We start from the raw sequence: 16,384 nt of genomic DNA on the forward strand, positions 1-16,384 counted from the left end.
TCATGGTGCGGTCAGCGTACCGGGACGGCCGTACGCGATGATATGTAGACATCGGCCGGCAGCGAGGTGGCCCGCCCCAAGCCATTGAACACTTCATAATGGGCTCGGCCACGCCCGTGTTCGATGGCCAGCAGGCGGGCCAGCGGCACCCGGAAGCGGTAACCGTAGCGCAGGTCGCGAGCGACCACGACATGCTCAGCGCTGAAGGTTGCCCGGTCGATCACGTTACCGGCGCTCGGTGCATCGAACCCGCAAAAACGCAGGATGATGCGGTCACCGACCTGCATGTTGCGATAGGGCTGCACGTGCACCACGGTCCCTTCCGGGTCCTTGCGTGGATCGATCACGTTCAGCACGCTGGCGCCGCTGAACACCGGTTCCGGCAGCCCCTGTACGCCGCCCGGCAGGCGTAACTGGAAGATCACCGCTACCGACTGCCTGGGCGAGTAGGAGGTATTGGGATTGCCTGCGCGGGTCACGGTGTAGTGCACGCCGATATCCACGCCGCAGCCCTGTTCGACGATCAGGCTGTTGGGCACATGGAGCACCAGGTGGCGACCGTTCTCGACATCCTGGAGGGTCACTGGACGTACCAGTGGCCGCGTCGACCTGCCCCAGAACAGGTTGATCGTGTCACCGGCCTGGAAGGCGTCGCGCCAGGCGATGATCACGTCGGCGGACAATTGCGCATTGTCCTCGTCGAGGTAGTTGTCCAGCGCTCCGGGGGTCGTGCCCCTGCCCTTGATCAACGGTATCGCCAGTGCTTCGTTGACCAATGTCTGCGGTGTCGGGTCCTGGGGGCCGGGCAGTTGCAGAAAAACCTCGAGGTGCAGGTCCGCCGAGATGAAGCGCTCGCCATCGCGCCATACCTGATAGTTCACTCGGGCAGGGCCGTCGCCATGGCGGGAGATACACAGGTAGCGGACCAGTACTTTCAGCAACAAGGGTTTGCCCAGCTCGTGGGCGCTGATCACCCGTTTGCCCGCGACCGGTTCGCCATTCCAGAACACGCGGATTTCGTCGCCAACGGCGATGTGCTCATAGACCGGCACGGCGATCTTCACCCCCAGTCGAGCTTGAATATCGTGAACCTGGCCATTTTCGATCTTCAAGGCAACCGGCGCCGCCAGGTGGGTCGGCAATCGTCGCAGTTGCAGCTTGAGCAGCGCCGGTTGCGAGCGCACTGATACATTGCCGGCGCGGTCTCGAACACGGTAGCTGACGGCACATTCGCCATTACCGAGTCTTTCAAGGAAATCCTGATCGACGCTGATGCGGATCTTGTCGGTGCCGGGTTCGTCAGTCCGGACCCTGTACGTCGGGCCGATATGCCTGCCCCAGTAAGTTTGTATGACATCGCCCCACTTCATGTCGAAATAACCCGGGACAGTGACGATGAGTTGCTTCCCCTGTTCCATCAGTTCGTCGTGGGTAACTCCGTCGAGAGCGGTACTCGGCAGGATAAGAGGGGCAAGGAGCGTGCCTCCTGGAGCGCAGCGATCAATGATAACGGGAGTGATGGGGGAGTCCGTCGATTGCTCATTGAAAGTGCCACGCACCCTGTACTGAAGTGCATGTCTTCCCTCTGCGGACAGCCATTGGACGGGCAATGGCAGGGTCAGTTGCTCTCCCGCCTTGTACTCACGCAACAGGGTCGGTGTTCCTACTGGCATGCCGTCCCAGATCAGTTGGCAAGTGTCTGTGGCACTGAGTTCGTGCCACAGGGTAATTGTCACGGCCAACGGTTTGTCCAGGTCGGTTACCTGCAAGAGTCCGTCTTCGGAGGCTGCGACTTCAACGAATGGGGCTCGCAGGAAAGTGCCTGAGGCTTGCATCTCCAAATCTTTCATCAGCATGTTCCTTTATTCAGTTGAGTGTTGTCATGGGCGGATCGCTATCGGCTGTTTCAGCTTATTTGGAGGTTTTTTTGCCGATGCGGGCATTGTTGGCAGATAAGGCGTTCGAGTCTTTTGGGTGTTAGCTGTCTAGGCGATATACTGCCAGTTGCTCAACGAATATTAAGTGCTGGGGGTTGTCAAGTAGTTGTGGGGTTGTTTGTGTGAGTGCTGTCTTGTAAGTTTCAGGTTTGTTTTTTTAGGAGATTTCTTACTTGTAAAAAAGAAGTCTTCAATATTCTTGCAATAAAAAACCCGATGCCTTTCGGCCATCGGGTTTTTGTCCTGCGTAACTTGAGGTCAGCGGTTGAAACGCTCCACCAGCGAATATTGCGTATGCGCCGTATGGGTCAGTTCCTCGCTCAGTTGCGCCGAGTTGTGCGCCTGCTCCGAAGTCTGGTCTGCCAGTTGGGCAATGGTGCTGATATTGCGACTGATCTCTTCGGCCACCGAACTCTGCTCCTCGGTGGCGGCAGCGATCTGGGTGGTCATGTCGGTGATGTTGGCCACCGCTTCGCTGATCCCCACCAATGCCTGGTCGGCTTCCAGCACCCGCGCCACGCCTTCCTGGGCCTGGCGATGACCGGCGTCCATGGTTTGCACGGCGGTGTTGGCGGTCTGTTGCAGCTTGGCGATCAGGGCATGGATCTGCCCGGTGGATTCGCTGGTACGTTGCGCCAACTGGCGCACCTCATCGGCAACCACCGCGAAGCCACGGCCCATCTCGCCGGCACGGGCGGCTTCGATGGCGGCGTTCAGGGCCAGCAGGTTGGTCTGGTCGGCGATGCCCTTGATCACATCGACCACGCCACCGATTTCATCGCTGTCCTTGGCCAGTTGGGTCACGGTGCCGCCGGTTTCACCGACCACCACCGACAACCGCTCGATGGCTTCGCGGGTTTCCCCGGCGATATCGCGGCCACGGCTGGTCAGGCGATTGGCTTCCTGGGTGGCGTCGGCGGTGCGCTGGACGTGGCTGGCGACTTCCTGGGTGGTGGCGGCCATCTGGTTGACGGCGGTCGCTACCTGTTCGGTTTCCTGGCGCTGGCGATCGAGGCCGCTGGAGCTCTTCTGGGCCAGGTCGTCGGACTGCCGCGCCTGGGCGTTGAGGTGTTCGGCGGTGTCCTGCAGGCGGGTCAGGCAGGTTTTCAGGCGCGCTTCCTGACTGAGGATCGACATTTCCAGGCGAGCCTGGGCGCCCCGGCTGTCGGTGTACATCTGGGCGATCAGCGGGTCCGAAGTGGTTTGCTCGGCCAGGCGTAGCAGGCGCTTGAGGCCGCGATGCTGCCAGGTCAGGCCGAGCAGGCCGAGCGGCACGGAGACGGCGGCGGCGAGGCCGAAGCCCCATGAGGAGTTGAGCCAGACACCGATCAGGAAGCTTACCTGGCTGACCAGGATGAACGGCAGCCAGTCCTGCACGATGGGCAGCCACTTGTCCCGGCGTGGAACCGCCGACTTGCCCTGGTTGATACGCAGGTACAGCGCCTCGGCCCGGCGAATCTGCTCGGCGGTGGGCTTGACCCGCACCGATTCGTAGCCAACCACCTGGTTGCCTTCGAAAACTGGCGTGACATAGGCGTTGACCCAGTAATGATCACCGCTCTTGCAGCGGTTCTTGACAATGCCCATCCATGGCAGGCCTTGTTTCAGAGTATTCCACATGTGCGCAAACACCGCGGTCGGAACATCCGGATGACGCACGAGGTTGTGCGGCGAGCGGATCAGTTCTTCACGGGAAAACCCACTGATTTCGACGAACGCGTCGTTGCAGTAGGTGATCAGACCCTTGGTGTCGGTGGTGGAAATCAACCGTTGCTGAGCGGGAAAGGTGCGTTCACGTTGAGTAATGGGTTGGTTATTACGCATGGTTTTTCAATCCGCAAGGCTTTGACAGGTTTTCGGCACGGCAAGAGAAATGTTAAATATATTTTTCAACTTTCATGACCGTTTCACATTTTTGCTCTTGCGCACTCGCACTCGTCCTTGAATACGAGTCGAACACGCTGGAAATTAATCAGTTCAGCCCTTCGGCGGGTGTTGCATGAAATATCCATTTGGTACTTTCGTTCTTGTTATCACGGTTGCAACATCGGATAAGTAAAAAATACGAAGTGCACCGTATTAAGCGCGACATGGGCCAGTATGGCCGCGGCCAGCCCGCCGAAGCGGTAGGCCAGACCATAGCCGACACCGGCCACTGTCGCCAGCAGCATCCATTGCCAGCCCGCGCCCGCATGCGCTAGCCCGAAGATCAGGGCCGCCCCTGCCAGTGCCAGGGTTTCGCCCCGTGGCAAGGACTTCAGGCAACGGCCCAGGCCGCCCTGAATGTAGCCTCGGAACAGGACTTCCTCGACCAGGCTCACCAGCAGCAGGTTGTTCAGCAGCCACCAGCCACCCTGTTCGGGCCATTTCGGTGCCCAGGCGATGATGCCCAGGGCAGCGGCACAGCCCAGTGCGAGCAGCGAGGTCACTGCCCAGGTAATCGTTGCACTGAGCAGGACGCGCGCCGGGGCCTGGCGATTGACCAGCCAGGGACAAACCAATAGCAGCCAGAAGCCGATCAGGGGTTTGTCCAGGTTGAGGTACAGGTTGAGTTTTACCGCATCCGGCGTCAGGTAGGCGTCGCTGATCACCTGGCCATTCTGGAAACCCGGCAGTTTGTGCAGGGCGAGGGCGAGGGCCAGCAGCACGAACAGCCCGTGTCCCAGGTAGCGCCCCAGGTGACTGCGGGTCTGCAGGGCGGCCGCGGCGCCGAGCAGCAGCAGGAGGAAGGTGAACAGGCTGGGCAGGCCCAGGTGACCGACACTCAATGCCAGTGCATAACCCAGGCAAAGCAGGGCCAGGTAAGGCCAGGCGGGAACGAACATGCAACTCCTTGGCGAGTCGGGCGGGCAGGGCGGCGCATGATAACCCGTGCCCCGGTCCTCCTGACCAATGAAAAAACACCGGCCAGGCCGGTGTTCTTTCAGATGTCCCCCGTTTTGCGGTCAGGAAGCGATCAGTTGTCGCAGCACATAATGCAGGATGCCTCCCGAGCGGAAGTACTCGACTTCGTTGAGAGTGTCGATGCGGCAGAGCACGTCGATCTTCTGCGAACTGCCATCTTCACGGTGGATGACCAGCGCCAGGTTCATCCGCGGCTGCAGCTCGGCGCCGTCAAGGCCTTCGATGTCGAGGGTTTCCCGGCCAGTGAGCTGCAGACTCTTGCGGGTTTGCCCGTCCTTGAACTGCAGGGGCAGCACGCCCATGCCGACCAGGTTGGAACGGTGGATGCGCTCGAAACTCTCGGCGATCACCGCCTTGACTCCCAGCAGGTTGGTACCCTTGGCCGCCCAGTCGCGGCTGGAACCGGTGCCGTACTCCTGCCCGGCGATCACAACCAGCGGCGTACCCTCGGCCTGGTAGCGCATGGCGGCGTCGTAGATCGCCAGCTTTTCCCCGGAGGGCACGTGCAAGGTATTGCCGCCTTCCTCGCCGCCGAGCATCTCGTTGCGGATGCGGATGTTGGCGAAGGTGCCGCGCATCATCACCTCATGGTTGCCGCGCCGTGAGCCGTAGGAGTTGAAGTCCCGCGGCTCGACGCCTTGTTCTCGCAGGTAGCGCCCGGCCGGGCTGTCGACCTTGATATTGCCGGCGGGAGAGATGTGGTCGGTGGTCACCGAGTCCCCGAGCAGCGCCAGTACCCGCGCCCCCTTGATATCCTCGATCACCGGCAGCGGGCCGGCGATACCCTCGAAGAATGGCGGATGCTGGATATAGGTCGAATCCGGCTGCCAGGCATAGGTGGCGGCCTGCGGCACTTCAATGGCCTGCCACTGGGCGTCGCCGGCGAACACCTCGGCGTACTCCTTGTGGAACATCTCGGTATCGACCCGGGCCACGGCATCGGCGATTTCCTTGCGGCTCGGCCAGATATCGCGCAGGTACACCGGCTGTCCATCGCTGCCGGTACCCAGCGGCTCACTGCTCAGATCGATGCGCACACTGCCGGCCAGGGCATAGGCGACCACCAGCGGCGGCGAGGCCAGCCAGTTGGTTTTCACCAGGGGATGGACCCGGCCCTCGAAATTGCGGTTGCCCGAAAGCACCGAGGCGACGGTCAGGTCCGACTGCTGGATGGCTTTCTCGATCGGGTCCGGCAGTGGTCCCGAGTTGCCGATGCAGGTGGTGCAGCCGTAGCCGACCAGGGCAAAGCCCAGCTCGTCGAGGTAGCGGGTCAGGCCGGCGGCCTGGTAGTAGTCGGTGACCACCTTGGAGCCGGGTGCCAGGGAACTCTTGACCCAGGGCTGGCGTTTCAGGCCCTTCTCGACGGCCTTTTTCGCCAGCAGTCCGGCGGCCATCATCACGCTGGGATTGGACGTGTTGGTACAGGAGGTGATGGCGGCGATCACCACCGCGCCGTTTTTCAGCCGGTGCGTCTGGCCTTCATAGCTGTAGTCCGCCTCGCCGACCAAGTCGGCATTGCCGACCGCGACGCCACCGCCGCCCTCGCTTTCCAGGCGGCCTTCTTCCTTGCTGGGTGGCTTGAGCTGCAGCCCGATGAAGTCGCTGAAAGCCTGCGCCACCTTCGGCAGTGGTACCCGGTCCTGCGGGCGTTTCGGTCCGGCCAGGCTGGCTTCGACGTTGCCCATGTCGAGTTCCAGGCTGTCGCTGAACAGCGGCTCCTGGCCGGGCAGGCGCCAGAGGCCCTGGGTCTTGCTGTAGGCTTCCACCAGGTCGACGGTTTCGGCGGGGCGACCGGACAGCCGCAGGTAGTCCAGGGTGACCTCGTCGACCGGGAAGAAACCGCAGGTGGCGCCGTATTCCGGGGCCATGTTGGCGATGGTCGCGCGGTCTGCCAGGGGCAGCTCGGCGAGGCCGTCGCCGTAGAACTCGACGAACTTGCCGACCACGCCCTTCTTGCGCAGCATTTGGGTCACGGTCAGCACCAGGTCGGTGGCGGTGATGCCTTCCTTGAGCTTGCCGGTCAGCTTGAAGCCGATCACCTCGGGAATCAGCATCGACACCGGCTGGCCGAGCATCGCCGCTTCCGCCTCGATCCCGCCGACGCCCCAGCCGAGCACCCCGAGGCCGTTGATCATAGTGGTATGGGAGTCGGTGCCGACCAGGGTGTCAGGGAAGGCGTAGGTGCGGCCGTCCTCGTCGCGGGTCCAGACCGTACGCCCCAAGTACTCCAGGTTGACCTGGTGGCAGATCCCGGTGCCCGGCGGCACCACGCTGAAGTTGTCGAAGGCGTTCTGGCCCCAGCGCAGGAAGGCATAGCGTTCGCCGTTGCGCTGCATCTCGATGTCGACGTTCTCGCCGAAGGCCGCGGCGCTGGCGAACTTGTCGACCATCACCGAGTGGTCGATCACCAGGTCGACCGGTGACAATGGGTTGATCCGCTGCGGATCGCCACCGGCCTTGGCCACGGCGGCACGCATGGCAGCCAGGTCGACCACCGCCGGCACGCCGGTGAAGTCCTGCATCAGCACCCGCGCCGGGCGGTACTGGATTTCCCGGTCGGAGCTGCGGGTCTGCAGCCAGGCGGCGAGGGCTCGGAGGTCGGCTTCGGTGACGGTCTTGCCGTCTTCCCAGCGCAACAGGTTTTCCAGCAATACCTTGAGCGACATCGGCAGCTTGCCCAGGTCGCCGAGTGCGTTGGCGGCTTGCGGCAGGCTGAAGTAGTGGTAGGTCTTGGCGCCCACCTGCAGGGTTTTAAGGGTTTTCAGGCTATCGAGAGATGACATGAAACGACTCCTTGAGGCCCGCACGGCACGGGCCGGGTGGTACAAGCAGAGCCTTGAATCTAGCCCTGTTCGAATGATCTGGCTACTTCACTGGACTGCACGGGCGCGCCCAAGGTTCCGAACTCGGCTATCATGCGCGGGTTTTTGACAGGCTCCTGCCGAGTGGCTGTCGACACCCAGGAGAATCGAATTGAACACCCTCTTCATGCACTGCCGCCCTGGCTTCGAAGGCGAAGTCTGCTCCGAGATCTCCGAGCTTGCCGCGCGCCTCGACGTGCCCGGCTATGCCAAGGCCAAGCCGAGCAGTGCCTGCGCCGAGTTCGTCTGCGGCGACGATGTCGGCGCAGCGCGGCTGATGGCCGGCCTGCGCTTTGCCGAACTGATCTTTCCACGCCAGTGGGCCCGTGGGCGCTTCCTCGACCTGCCGGAAACCGACCGCATCAGCGTGATCCTGGAGAACCTGGCGCAGTATCCGGTATGTGGCAGCCTCTGGCTGGAAGTGCTCGACACCAACGACGGCAAGGAATTGTCGAATTTCTGCAGGAAGTTCGAGGCGCCGCTGCGCAAGGCCCTGGTCAAGGCCGGCCGGCTGGTGGATGACGCCAGCAAGCCACGGCTGCTGCTGACCTTCAAGAGCGGCCGGGAAGTCTTCCTCGGCATGGCCGAGGCCGGCAACTCGGCGATGTGGCCGATGGGTATCCCGCGGCTCAAGTTCCCCAAGGACGCGCCGAGCCGCTCGACCCTCAAGCTGGAAGAGGCCTGGCACCACTTCATCCCGCGTGACCAGTGGGAAGAACGCCTCAACGGCGACATGACCGGTGTCGACCTCGGCGCGGCCCCTGGTGGCTGGACCTGGCAGCTGGTCAACCGTGGCATGCTGGTGACCGCCATCGACAACGGTCCGATGGCCGAAAGCCTGATGGACACCGGGCTGGTCCAGCACCTGATGGCCGACGGCTTCACCTACAAGCCCAGGCAGCCGGTGGACTGGATGGTCTGCGACATCGTCGAGAAACCGGCACGTACCGCGGCCATGCTGGAAAGTTGGGTGGGCGAGGGGCACTGCCGGGAAGCGGTGGTCAACCTCAAGCTGCCGATGAAGCAGCGTTATGCCGAGGTGCGGCGCCTGCTGGATCGCATCGAGGAAGGCTTCAAGGCCCGCGGGATCAAGGTGGCGATCGGCTGCAAGCAGCTGTACCACGACCGCGAGGAAGTGACCTGCCATCTGCGTCGACTGGACGTGAAAAAGCCGCGATAATGCCGAATCGGTTTCAGGAGTGAAGAATGACCCAGTCTTACGACCCCAACGTTGACGGCACCCTCGACGCCACCGGCCTCAACTGCCCGGAGCCGGTGATGATGCTGCACCAGCACATCCGCGACCTGCAGCCGGGCGGCCTGCTCAAGGTGATCGCCACCGACCCGTCGACCCGCCGCGACATCCCCAAGTTCTGCGTGTTCCTCGATCACGAACTGGTGGAACAGCGCGAAGAGGCCGGTACCTACCTGTACTGGATTCGCAAGAAGGCCGAGTGATCGGCCTTCCCTGGGCTACGCCCGGCTCATCCTGATCCGCTTGCGCGAACTGCGCGCCAGGCGGATCGACAGCATCACCGCCGCACACGACAGCCCGACGATCAGGCCCTCCCACAGCCCGCTCGGGCCGCTCGGCGCGCCGAACCAGTCGGTCAGCCCCAGGGCGTAGCCCACCGGCAAGCCAATGCCCCAGTAGGCGAACAGGGTCAGGATCATCGTCACCCGGGTGTCCTGGTAACCGCGCAACGCCCCGGCCGCCGTCACCTGGATCACGTCCGAGAACTGGAACAGCGCCGAATACACGATCAGCATGGTCGCCACCTGGATCACCACCGGATCGCTGGTGTAGATGGTCGCGATGTGTTCACGAAACAGCAGCATCAGGCTGGCCGACACGCAGCCATAGGCCAGCGCCGTCGCCACCCCGACCCCGGCGGTGAAGCGCGCTTCCCGTGGCTGCTCGCGACCCAGGGCCTGGCCGACACGCACGGTGATCGCCATGCCCAGGGAGTAGGGGACCATGAACACCAGCGAACTGATGTTCAGGGCGATCTGGTGCCCGGCCACCACGTGGGCGCCAAGGCTGCCGATCAGCAGGGCGATCACCGCGAAAATGCTCGACTCGGCGAACACCGCGATGCCGATCGGCAGTCCGATGCCGAGCAGGCGCTTGATCACCGGCCACTGCGGCCAGTCGAAACGGCTGAACACCTGGCTCGGCTGGTAGACCTTGGCCCAGCGCACCCAGCCGGCCATGCCCAGCAGCATCACCCACATCACGATCGCCGTGGCCCAGCCGCAGCCGGGGCCGCCCAGGGCCGGCATGCCGAGGTGGCCGTAGATGAACACGTAGTTCAGCGGAATGTTCAGCGCCAACCCGCACAGACCCAGGACCATGCTCGGCCGGGTACGGCCCATGCCGTCGCTGCAGCAGCGCAGCACATGGTACAGCGCCACCGTCGGCAGGCCGGTGCCGATCCCGCGCAGGTAGTCCATGCACGGCCCGATCAGTTCCGGGTCGACCTTCATCAGGTGCAGGATCGGCTCGGCGTTGTACAGGATCACCCCGGCGCCGAGGCCGACCACCAGCGCCAGCCACAGGGCCTGGCGCACCAGCGGGCCGATCTGCTCCGGGGTGCCGGCGCCATGGCGCTGGGCGACTTTGGGTGTGGTGGCGAGCAGGATGCCGGTCATCAGCAGGAACACCGGCACCCAGATCGAGTTGCCCAGCGCCACCGCAGCCAGGTCCCGTGGGCCGACACGCCCGGCCATTACCGCATCGACGAAGCCCATGGCGGTGTGGGCCAACTGGGCAATGATGATCGGCAGGGCCAGTCCCAGCAGATTGCGCATTTCCAGCAGGACGCGCGCCGGGCGGCCGAGGGCGGGGGTGTCAGTCAGGGTGTTCACCAGTGATGTATCCAGTTTCGCGAAGAAAACTGCGGATTTTACTCCTTGACGCAACGGTCAGGAAATCTCCTCTGTAGCGTATTTGTAAGGGTGTGGGCCGCGCCCAGGGGTTTTCTGCACTGGCAACCGCTCTGCGGCTGGTGGCGGCGGGCGATCTGCGCCACACTGCCGGCCTGCCAAAGGAGCCTGCCATGCTGATTGTCGCCGACGAAAACATCCCCCTGATCGATGCATTTTTTGCCGGCTTCGGCGAAATCCGCCGCCTGCCGGGGCGCGCCATCGACCGTGCCGCGGTTGCCGAGGCCGATGTGCTGCTGGTGCGCTCGGTGACCCCGGTCAGCCGTGAGCTGCTCGAAGGCAGTCGGGTACGGTTTGTCGGCACCTGCACCATCGGCACCGATCACCTGGACCTGGAGTACTTCCACGAGGCAGGCATCCAGTGGTCCAGCGCCCCCGGTTGCAACGCCCGTGGCGTGGTCGACTACGTATTGGGCAGCCTGCTGACCCTGGCGGAGATCGAGGGTGCCGAACTGGCCACGCGCACCTATGGCGTGATTGGCGCCGGCGAGGTCGGCGGGCGCCTGGTCAAGGTCTTGCGCGGCCTGGGCTGGAAGGTACTGGTGTGCGATCCGCCACGTCAGGCCGCCGAGGGCAGCGAGTATGTCGAGCTGGAGCAGATCCTCGAACAGTGCGACGTGATCAGCCTGCATACCCCGCTGACCCGCTCCGGCGCGCTGGCGACCTGGCACCTGCTCGACCGCGAGCGCCTGCAGCGGCTGCGTCCGGGAGCCTGGCTGATCAATGCGGCGCGCGGGCCGGTGGTGGACAACAGCGCCTTGCGCGAAGTGCTGCTGGAGCGCGAGGATCTGCAGGCGGTGCTCGACGTGTGGGAGGCCGAGCCACAGGTCGATGTCGAACTGGCTGACCTCTGTGTACTCGGTTCGCCGCATATCGGCGGCTACAGCCTCGATGGCAAGCAACGCGGCACCGCGCAGATCTACCAGGCCTATTGCGCCTTCAGCGGCCAGCAGCCAGTGGTGCGCCTGGAGGACCTGCTGCCGGCGCCCGGCCTGGCGCAAATCACCCTTAATTCCGGCAGCGACCCGGCCTCGGCCATGGCCATGATTTGTCGGGCGGTGTATGACCCGCGCCGCGACGACGCAGCCTTCCGCCGCAGCCTGGTCGGCAGCGTTGCCGAACAGCGGGCAGCCTTCGATCTTTTGCGCAAGCACTATCCGGAGCGCCGCGAAATCGAAGGGTTGGCGGTGAAGATCAACGGTGAGTCCGAGGAACTGCGTCGGATGGTGCTGGCGCTGGGTGCCGTACTCGTCTGACCACCCCGTGGGAGCAGGATTTATCCGCGAAGCTTTTAGCGATCATGAGGGCCTCTTCGCGGATGAATCCTGCTCCCACAACCCCGCATCCCACAGGTTCCATGCTCCCCACAGGCAGAAAAAACCCGGCATCAAGGGCCGGGTCGATAAAAAGAGTTCGGGCTGTCAGTCTTGCTGCGCAGGCTTGACCAATCGCTGTTCCAGTTCACGGCAGGCGTGCTGGATCATTTCTTCGGTGATCGGAACTTCGCGTCCTGCCGCGTCGATAATCGCGCAGCCCAGTGTCTCGGGCTTGGGATGACGAATCACCGGGATCTGGTTAGTGCTGTGTTGCAAGTCCATGGCCTGTCTCCTCATCAGGTGCTTGTCGAGTTTATATCCGCGGCATGACCAGGCTATGACAGCCTTCTACAGCTGGCTGCCGCTGGATTCAGTGCAACAGAAATGACGTATTCCCGCCAGCCGAACCTTAGACCGATAATCTCTAGGGGCTAGCGTAGCCGGTCATAATCAACCTGACTGATTACGTTTCGCAGAAGTTCACTCGAACTTGGGTGTAGGCTCTGCTCATCCCACAATGGATTCGAATCATGCTTTCTGCTCGTCAACGCCGGGCCGTGCGCCTGGCCAGCCGATTTGTCGCTCCCTATCGTTGGCAGGCGGTTGCAGCCTTGCTGGCGCTGATCGTCACCGCCGGCATCACCCTGTCCATGGGGCAGGGCATCCGCCTGTTGGTGGACAAGGGCTTCATGACCCAGTCGCCGCACTTGCTCAACCAGTCCATCGGGCTGTTCCTGCTGCTGGTGCTGGGCCTGGCGGTGGGCACGTTCAGCCGGTTCTACCTGGTCTCGTGGATCGGCGAGCGGGTGGTGGCCGATATCCGTCGCCAGGTTTTCAACCACCTGATCTATCTGCATCCGGGGTTCTACGAGAACAACCGCAGCTCGGAAATCCAGTCACGGCTGACTGCCGATACGACCTTGCTGCAATCGGTGATCGGTTCTTCGCTGTCGTTGTTCCTGCGCAATGCGCTGATGGTGATCGGCGGCGTGGTGTTGCTGTTCATCACCAATCCCAAGCTCACCAGTATCGTGGTGGTCGCCTTGCCACTGGTGTTGGCGCCGATCCTGATCTTCGGACGCCGGGTGCGCAGCCTGTCCCGCCAGAGCCAGGACCGCATCGCCGACGTCGGCAGTTATGTCTCCGAAACCCTCGGGCAGATCAAGACCGTACAGGCCTACAACCATCAACTACAGGACGAGCAGCGCTTTGCCGCGACCGTCGAGCAGGCGTTCCAGACCGCCCGCAAGCGCATCGTCCAGCGTGCCTGGCTGATCACCCTGGTGATCGTTTTGGTGCTGGGGGCGGTGGGGGTGATGCTCTGGGTCGGTGGCATGGACGTGATCGCCGGACGGATTTCCGGCGGCGAGCTGGCGGCCTTCGTGTTCTACAGCCTGATCGTCGGTAGCGCTTTCGGCACTCTCAGCGAAGTCATCGGCGAGCTGCAACGGGCGGCGGGGGCTGCCGAGCGGATCGGCGAGCTGCTGCAATCGAGCAATGCCATCACCGCTCCAACTGATGGCAGCGGGGTACGCCTGGCCGCGCGGGTGGCAGGCAACCTGGTGCTGGAGAACCTGCGTTTCAGCTACCCGTCGCGCCCCGACAGCCATGCCATCGACGGCCTCGACCTGAGCGTGCGGGCCGGTGAAACCCTGGCGCTGGTCGGGCCTTCGGGGGCGGGCAAATCGACCCTGTTCGACCTGCTGCTGCGTTTCTACGACCCACAACAGGGGCGCCTGTTGCTCGATGGGCAACCGCTGACCCAGCTCGACCCGCTGGACCTGCGCCGCTGCTTCGCGCTGGTGTCGCAGAGCCCGGCGCTGTTTTTCGGCAGCGTCGAGGAGAATATCCGCTATGGCAATCCGACGGCCAGCGACGAGCAGGTCCGCGAGGCAGCGCGCATCGCCCATGCCCATGATTTCATCATGCAGATGCCCCAGGGCTACCAGACCCATCTGGGCGATGCCGGCCTTGGCCTGTCCGGCGGCCAGCGCCAGCGCCTGGCGATTGCCCGGGCGCTGCTGGTGGATGCGCCGATCCTGTTGCTGGACGAAGCCACCAGCGCCCTCGATGCCCAGAGCGAACACCTGATCCAGCAGGCCCTGCCGAGCCTGATGCAGGGCCGGACCACGCTGGTGATCGCCCATCGCCTGGCGACAGTACAGAACGCCGACCGCATCGCGGTGATGGACCAGGGCAAACTGGTGGCAATCGGCACCCATGCCGAACTGATCGCCAGCAACCCGCTGTATGCGCGGCTGGCTGCGTTGCAGTTCAATGCACGGGCGCAGGAGATTGACGGCTGAGATGCCGCAGTGCCGGGTGATCAGGCATTATGGTGCCCTTGTCAGTCATTCCGGATCAGGCGATGCCCCATTACCAACCCCCCCTGACGTTGACCCTGCGGATGTTTTCGCTGATCGCCGAGATCAGCGAGCTTCTGGGACAATTGTCTGCCGTGCGTGGCCTGGGGCTTACCCCACAACTGCGCCGGGGCAATCGCATCCGTACCATCCAGGCCTCGCTGGCTATCGAAAACAATACGCTGAGCCTGGAGCAGGTCACTGCCCTACTGGATGGGAAGAGGGTCCTGGGGTTACCCAGGGAAATCCAGGAAGTACACAATGCCTTTGCGACTTATGAGGCCATGACCGGCTGGCGACCCGGGAGCCGGGTCGATCTGTTGCAGGCCCACGCCCTGTTGATGCGCGGACTGATTGACGATTGTGGTCGATTGCGCCAGTCCGGTGTCGGGATCTATCGGGTGAGCGCCTGCTGCACATGGCGCCTCCGGCCAGTCGGGTGGAGCAACTGATTGACGATCTGCTGTCCTGGCTTGACGGTACGGACCTGCATCCGCTGATTGCAAGCTGTGTCTTTCACTACGAATTCGAGTTCATTCATCCCTTTGCCGATGGCAATGGGCGTATGGGGCGTTTGTGGCAGACGCTGATCCTGGGGCAATGGCGACCGATGTTGGCCTACCTGCCTGTGGAAACGGTGATTCGTGAACAACAGGAAGACTATTACACCGCGCTGGCTGCTGCGGATCAGTTGGCCGAAGCCACGCCCTTCGTGGAATTCATGCTCCAGGCTCTACTCCGTGCACTCTCCGAGGCGGTGCGCAGCGAGCACTTGACCGTACAAGTAACCGATCAAGTAACCGATCAAGTAAAGCGCTTGCTGACCGTGCTTGTACACACGCCCGAACTGCGCTCCAGTGAGTTGATGGCTCGCCTGGAACTGACCCATCGTCCGAGCTTTCGTAGTACCTATCTTGCACCTGCCTTGGCTGCCGGCTGGATGGAAATGACCGATCCGGCTTCGCCACGCAGCCCGGCGCAGAGATATCGCCTGACCGAAAAAGGTCGTGAGGTACTTGCTCGCCAGTATTGAGGTCGGATACACCATGAAAAACGGCGCCCTTGGGCGCCGTTTCGGTATTACTCGCCAGGATTCAGCGGTATTCGCACAGGTAGGCGGTTTCCACGGCGACTTTCAGTTGGAACTTGCTGTCGGCCGGCACGTTGAACTGGCTGCCGGTGGCGAAGGTTTCCCACTCGCTGCTGCCTGGCAGCTTGACGGTCAGGGCGCCGGAAACCACGTGCATGATTTCACGCTGGGCGGTGCCGAATTCGTATTCGCCCGGAGCCATGACACCGATGGTGGCCGCGCCTTCGGCTTGTGCGAAGGCAATCGACTTGACGGTGCCGTCGAAGTACTCGTTGACTTTAAACATGGGCGATTCCTCGAAATGAGCTGGAAAATTTGGCCGGCCAGTATGCCCAAGCCGCCTGCTCCCGTCACCTGCTGCCGATCGCCCCTTGTGGGAGCGGGCTTGCCCGCGATCCGTCAACGGCGGCCATTCCCCCTCAGGCCGGCAGGATCAACGGCAACAACCGCGCGGTATTGCGTGCATCCTCCAGTGCCCGATGCTGTTGCCCACTGAATTGCAGTCCCGCCAACTGCAAGGCACCGTTCAGTCCCAAGGGTTTCTGTAGCTTGCGCGCCTTGGCGAAGCGCTGCTTGAGGTTGGCATGGGGCACCTGGCTCAACAGGCTGGTCAACTGCAAGTGCTGCCAGTCCTGTTCCAGTTGTCGGCGATCATAGTCGCCCCAACTGGCCCAGCCCTCCAGCCGCGCCTGATGCTGGCCAAGCCAGCGCTCGAAGGCCTCCCAGACCTCGGCCAGGGGCGCCGCCGTATCGATATTGGCCTGGCTGATATGCGTCAGCTCCCGGCAGAAAGGGGTCAACAGCGGCCGGCGCAACGGCCGCACAAAACGCTGGAAGTGGTCCAGCTCCCGGCCCTCGCGGTTGACCAGGGTCGCACCGATTTCGATGATTTCCATCTCCGCCAGCGGCCAGCCCCCATCATCCGTCGTGGCTTCCAGATCAATCACCAGCCAGTGGGGCATCTCAA

12 protein-coding genes and 1 pseudogene are annotated in these 16,384 nt (G+C 63.0%); 5 read left to right on the plus strand and 8 right to left on the minus strand.

The window, feature by feature from the left end; all coding sequences use genetic code 11:
- Positions 1-11: 11 nt before the first annotated feature.
- From AC6I6U_RS13435 to acnA, 4 genes are all read right to left on the minus strand, one after another.
- Positions 12-1,850, minus strand: a complete 1,839-nt coding sequence (locus tag AC6I6U_RS13435; protein WP_497882404.1) for a hypothetical protein — start codon at positions 1,848-1,850, stop codon at positions 12-14.
- Positions 1,851-2,195: 345 nt separating this feature from the next.
- Entirely contained in the window at positions 2,196-3,761 is a 1,566-nt protein-coding gene (locus AC6I6U_RS13440; RefSeq protein WP_497882405.1) for a methyl-accepting chemotaxis protein, read from the minus strand.
- Positions 3,762-3,970: 209 nt separating this feature from the next.
- Entirely contained in the window at positions 3,971-4,762 is a 792-nt protein-coding gene (locus AC6I6U_RS13445; protein WP_497882406.1) for a CPBP family intramembrane glutamic endopeptidase, read from the minus strand.
- A gap of 120 nt (positions 4,763-4,882) precedes the next feature.
- Complete coding sequence (gene acnA, locus AC6I6U_RS13450; RefSeq protein WP_497882407.1) at positions 4,883-7,624, minus strand: aconitate hydratase AcnA; 2,742 nt, start codon at positions 7,622-7,624, stop codon at positions 4,883-4,885.
- 190 nt (positions 7,625-7,814) lie between these two features.
- Here acnA and rlmM point away from each other — a divergent pair, with 190 nt between their 5' ends.
- Positions 7,815-8,882 (plus strand): 23S rRNA (cytidine(2498)-2'-O)-methyltransferase RlmM, encoded by a 1,068-nt coding sequence (gene rlmM, locus AC6I6U_RS13455; protein WP_497882408.1) that lies wholly within the window; start codon positions 7,815-7,817, stop codon positions 8,880-8,882.
- 26 nt (positions 8,883-8,908) lie between these two features.
- Positions 8,909-9,160: a sulfurtransferase TusA gene (tusA, locus tag AC6I6U_RS13460; protein ID WP_497882409.1), complete on the plus strand. Its 252-nt coding sequence runs from the start codon at positions 8,909-8,911 to the stop codon at positions 9,158-9,160.
- A 15-nt stretch (positions 9,161-9,175) separates the two neighbouring features.
- Here tusA and AC6I6U_RS13465 read toward each other — a convergent pair whose 3' ends face one another.
- Entirely contained in the window at positions 9,176-10,570 is a 1,395-nt protein-coding gene (locus AC6I6U_RS13465) for an MATE family efflux transporter (RefSeq protein WP_497882410.1), read from the minus strand.
- A gap of 191 nt (positions 10,571-10,761) precedes the next feature.
- Between AC6I6U_RS13465 and pdxB the strand changes: the two genes are divergently transcribed.
- A complete protein-coding gene (gene pdxB, locus AC6I6U_RS13470; protein WP_497882411.1) occupies positions 10,762-11,904 on the plus strand; it encodes a 4-phosphoerythronate dehydrogenase PdxB in 1,143 nt (380 codons plus the stop codon).
- Positions 11,905-12,069: 165 nt separating this feature from the next.
- Here the strand turns inward: pdxB and AC6I6U_RS13475 are convergent, their stop codons facing one another.
- On the minus strand, positions 12,070-12,246 hold the full coding sequence (locus AC6I6U_RS13475; protein WP_497882412.1) for a PA1571 family protein: 177 nt from the start codon (positions 12,244-12,246) through the stop codon (positions 12,070-12,072).
- 248 nt (positions 12,247-12,494) lie between these two features.
- Between AC6I6U_RS13475 and AC6I6U_RS13480 the strand changes: the two genes are divergently transcribed.
- On the plus strand, positions 12,495-14,270 hold the full coding sequence (locus AC6I6U_RS13480; RefSeq protein WP_497882413.1) for an ABC transporter transmembrane domain-containing protein: 1,776 nt from the start codon (positions 12,495-12,497) through the stop codon (positions 14,268-14,270).
- A 62-nt stretch (positions 14,271-14,332) separates the two neighbouring features.
- Positions 14,333-15,360 (plus strand): annotated as a pseudogene (locus AC6I6U_RS13485) (Fic family protein).
- 61 nt (positions 15,361-15,421) lie between these two features.
- On the opposite strand, the gene ppnP reads toward AC6I6U_RS13485, so the two are convergent.
- Together ppnP and AC6I6U_RS13495 are read right to left on the minus strand one after the other, a co-directional pair.
- A complete protein-coding gene (gene ppnP / locus AC6I6U_RS13490) occupies positions 15,422-15,703 on the minus strand; it encodes a pyrimidine/purine nucleoside phosphorylase (RefSeq protein ID WP_497882414.1) in 282 nt (93 codons plus the stop codon).
- A 133-nt stretch (positions 15,704-15,836) separates the two neighbouring features.
- Positions 15,837-16,379, minus strand: a complete 543-nt coding sequence (locus AC6I6U_RS13495; protein ID WP_497882415.1) for a 3'-5' exonuclease — start codon at positions 16,377-16,379, stop codon at positions 15,837-15,839.
- Between the last annotated feature and the right edge of the window lie 5 nt (positions 16,380-16,384).

The organism is Pseudomonas sp. UTLPPB19802 (assembly GCF_059730225.1).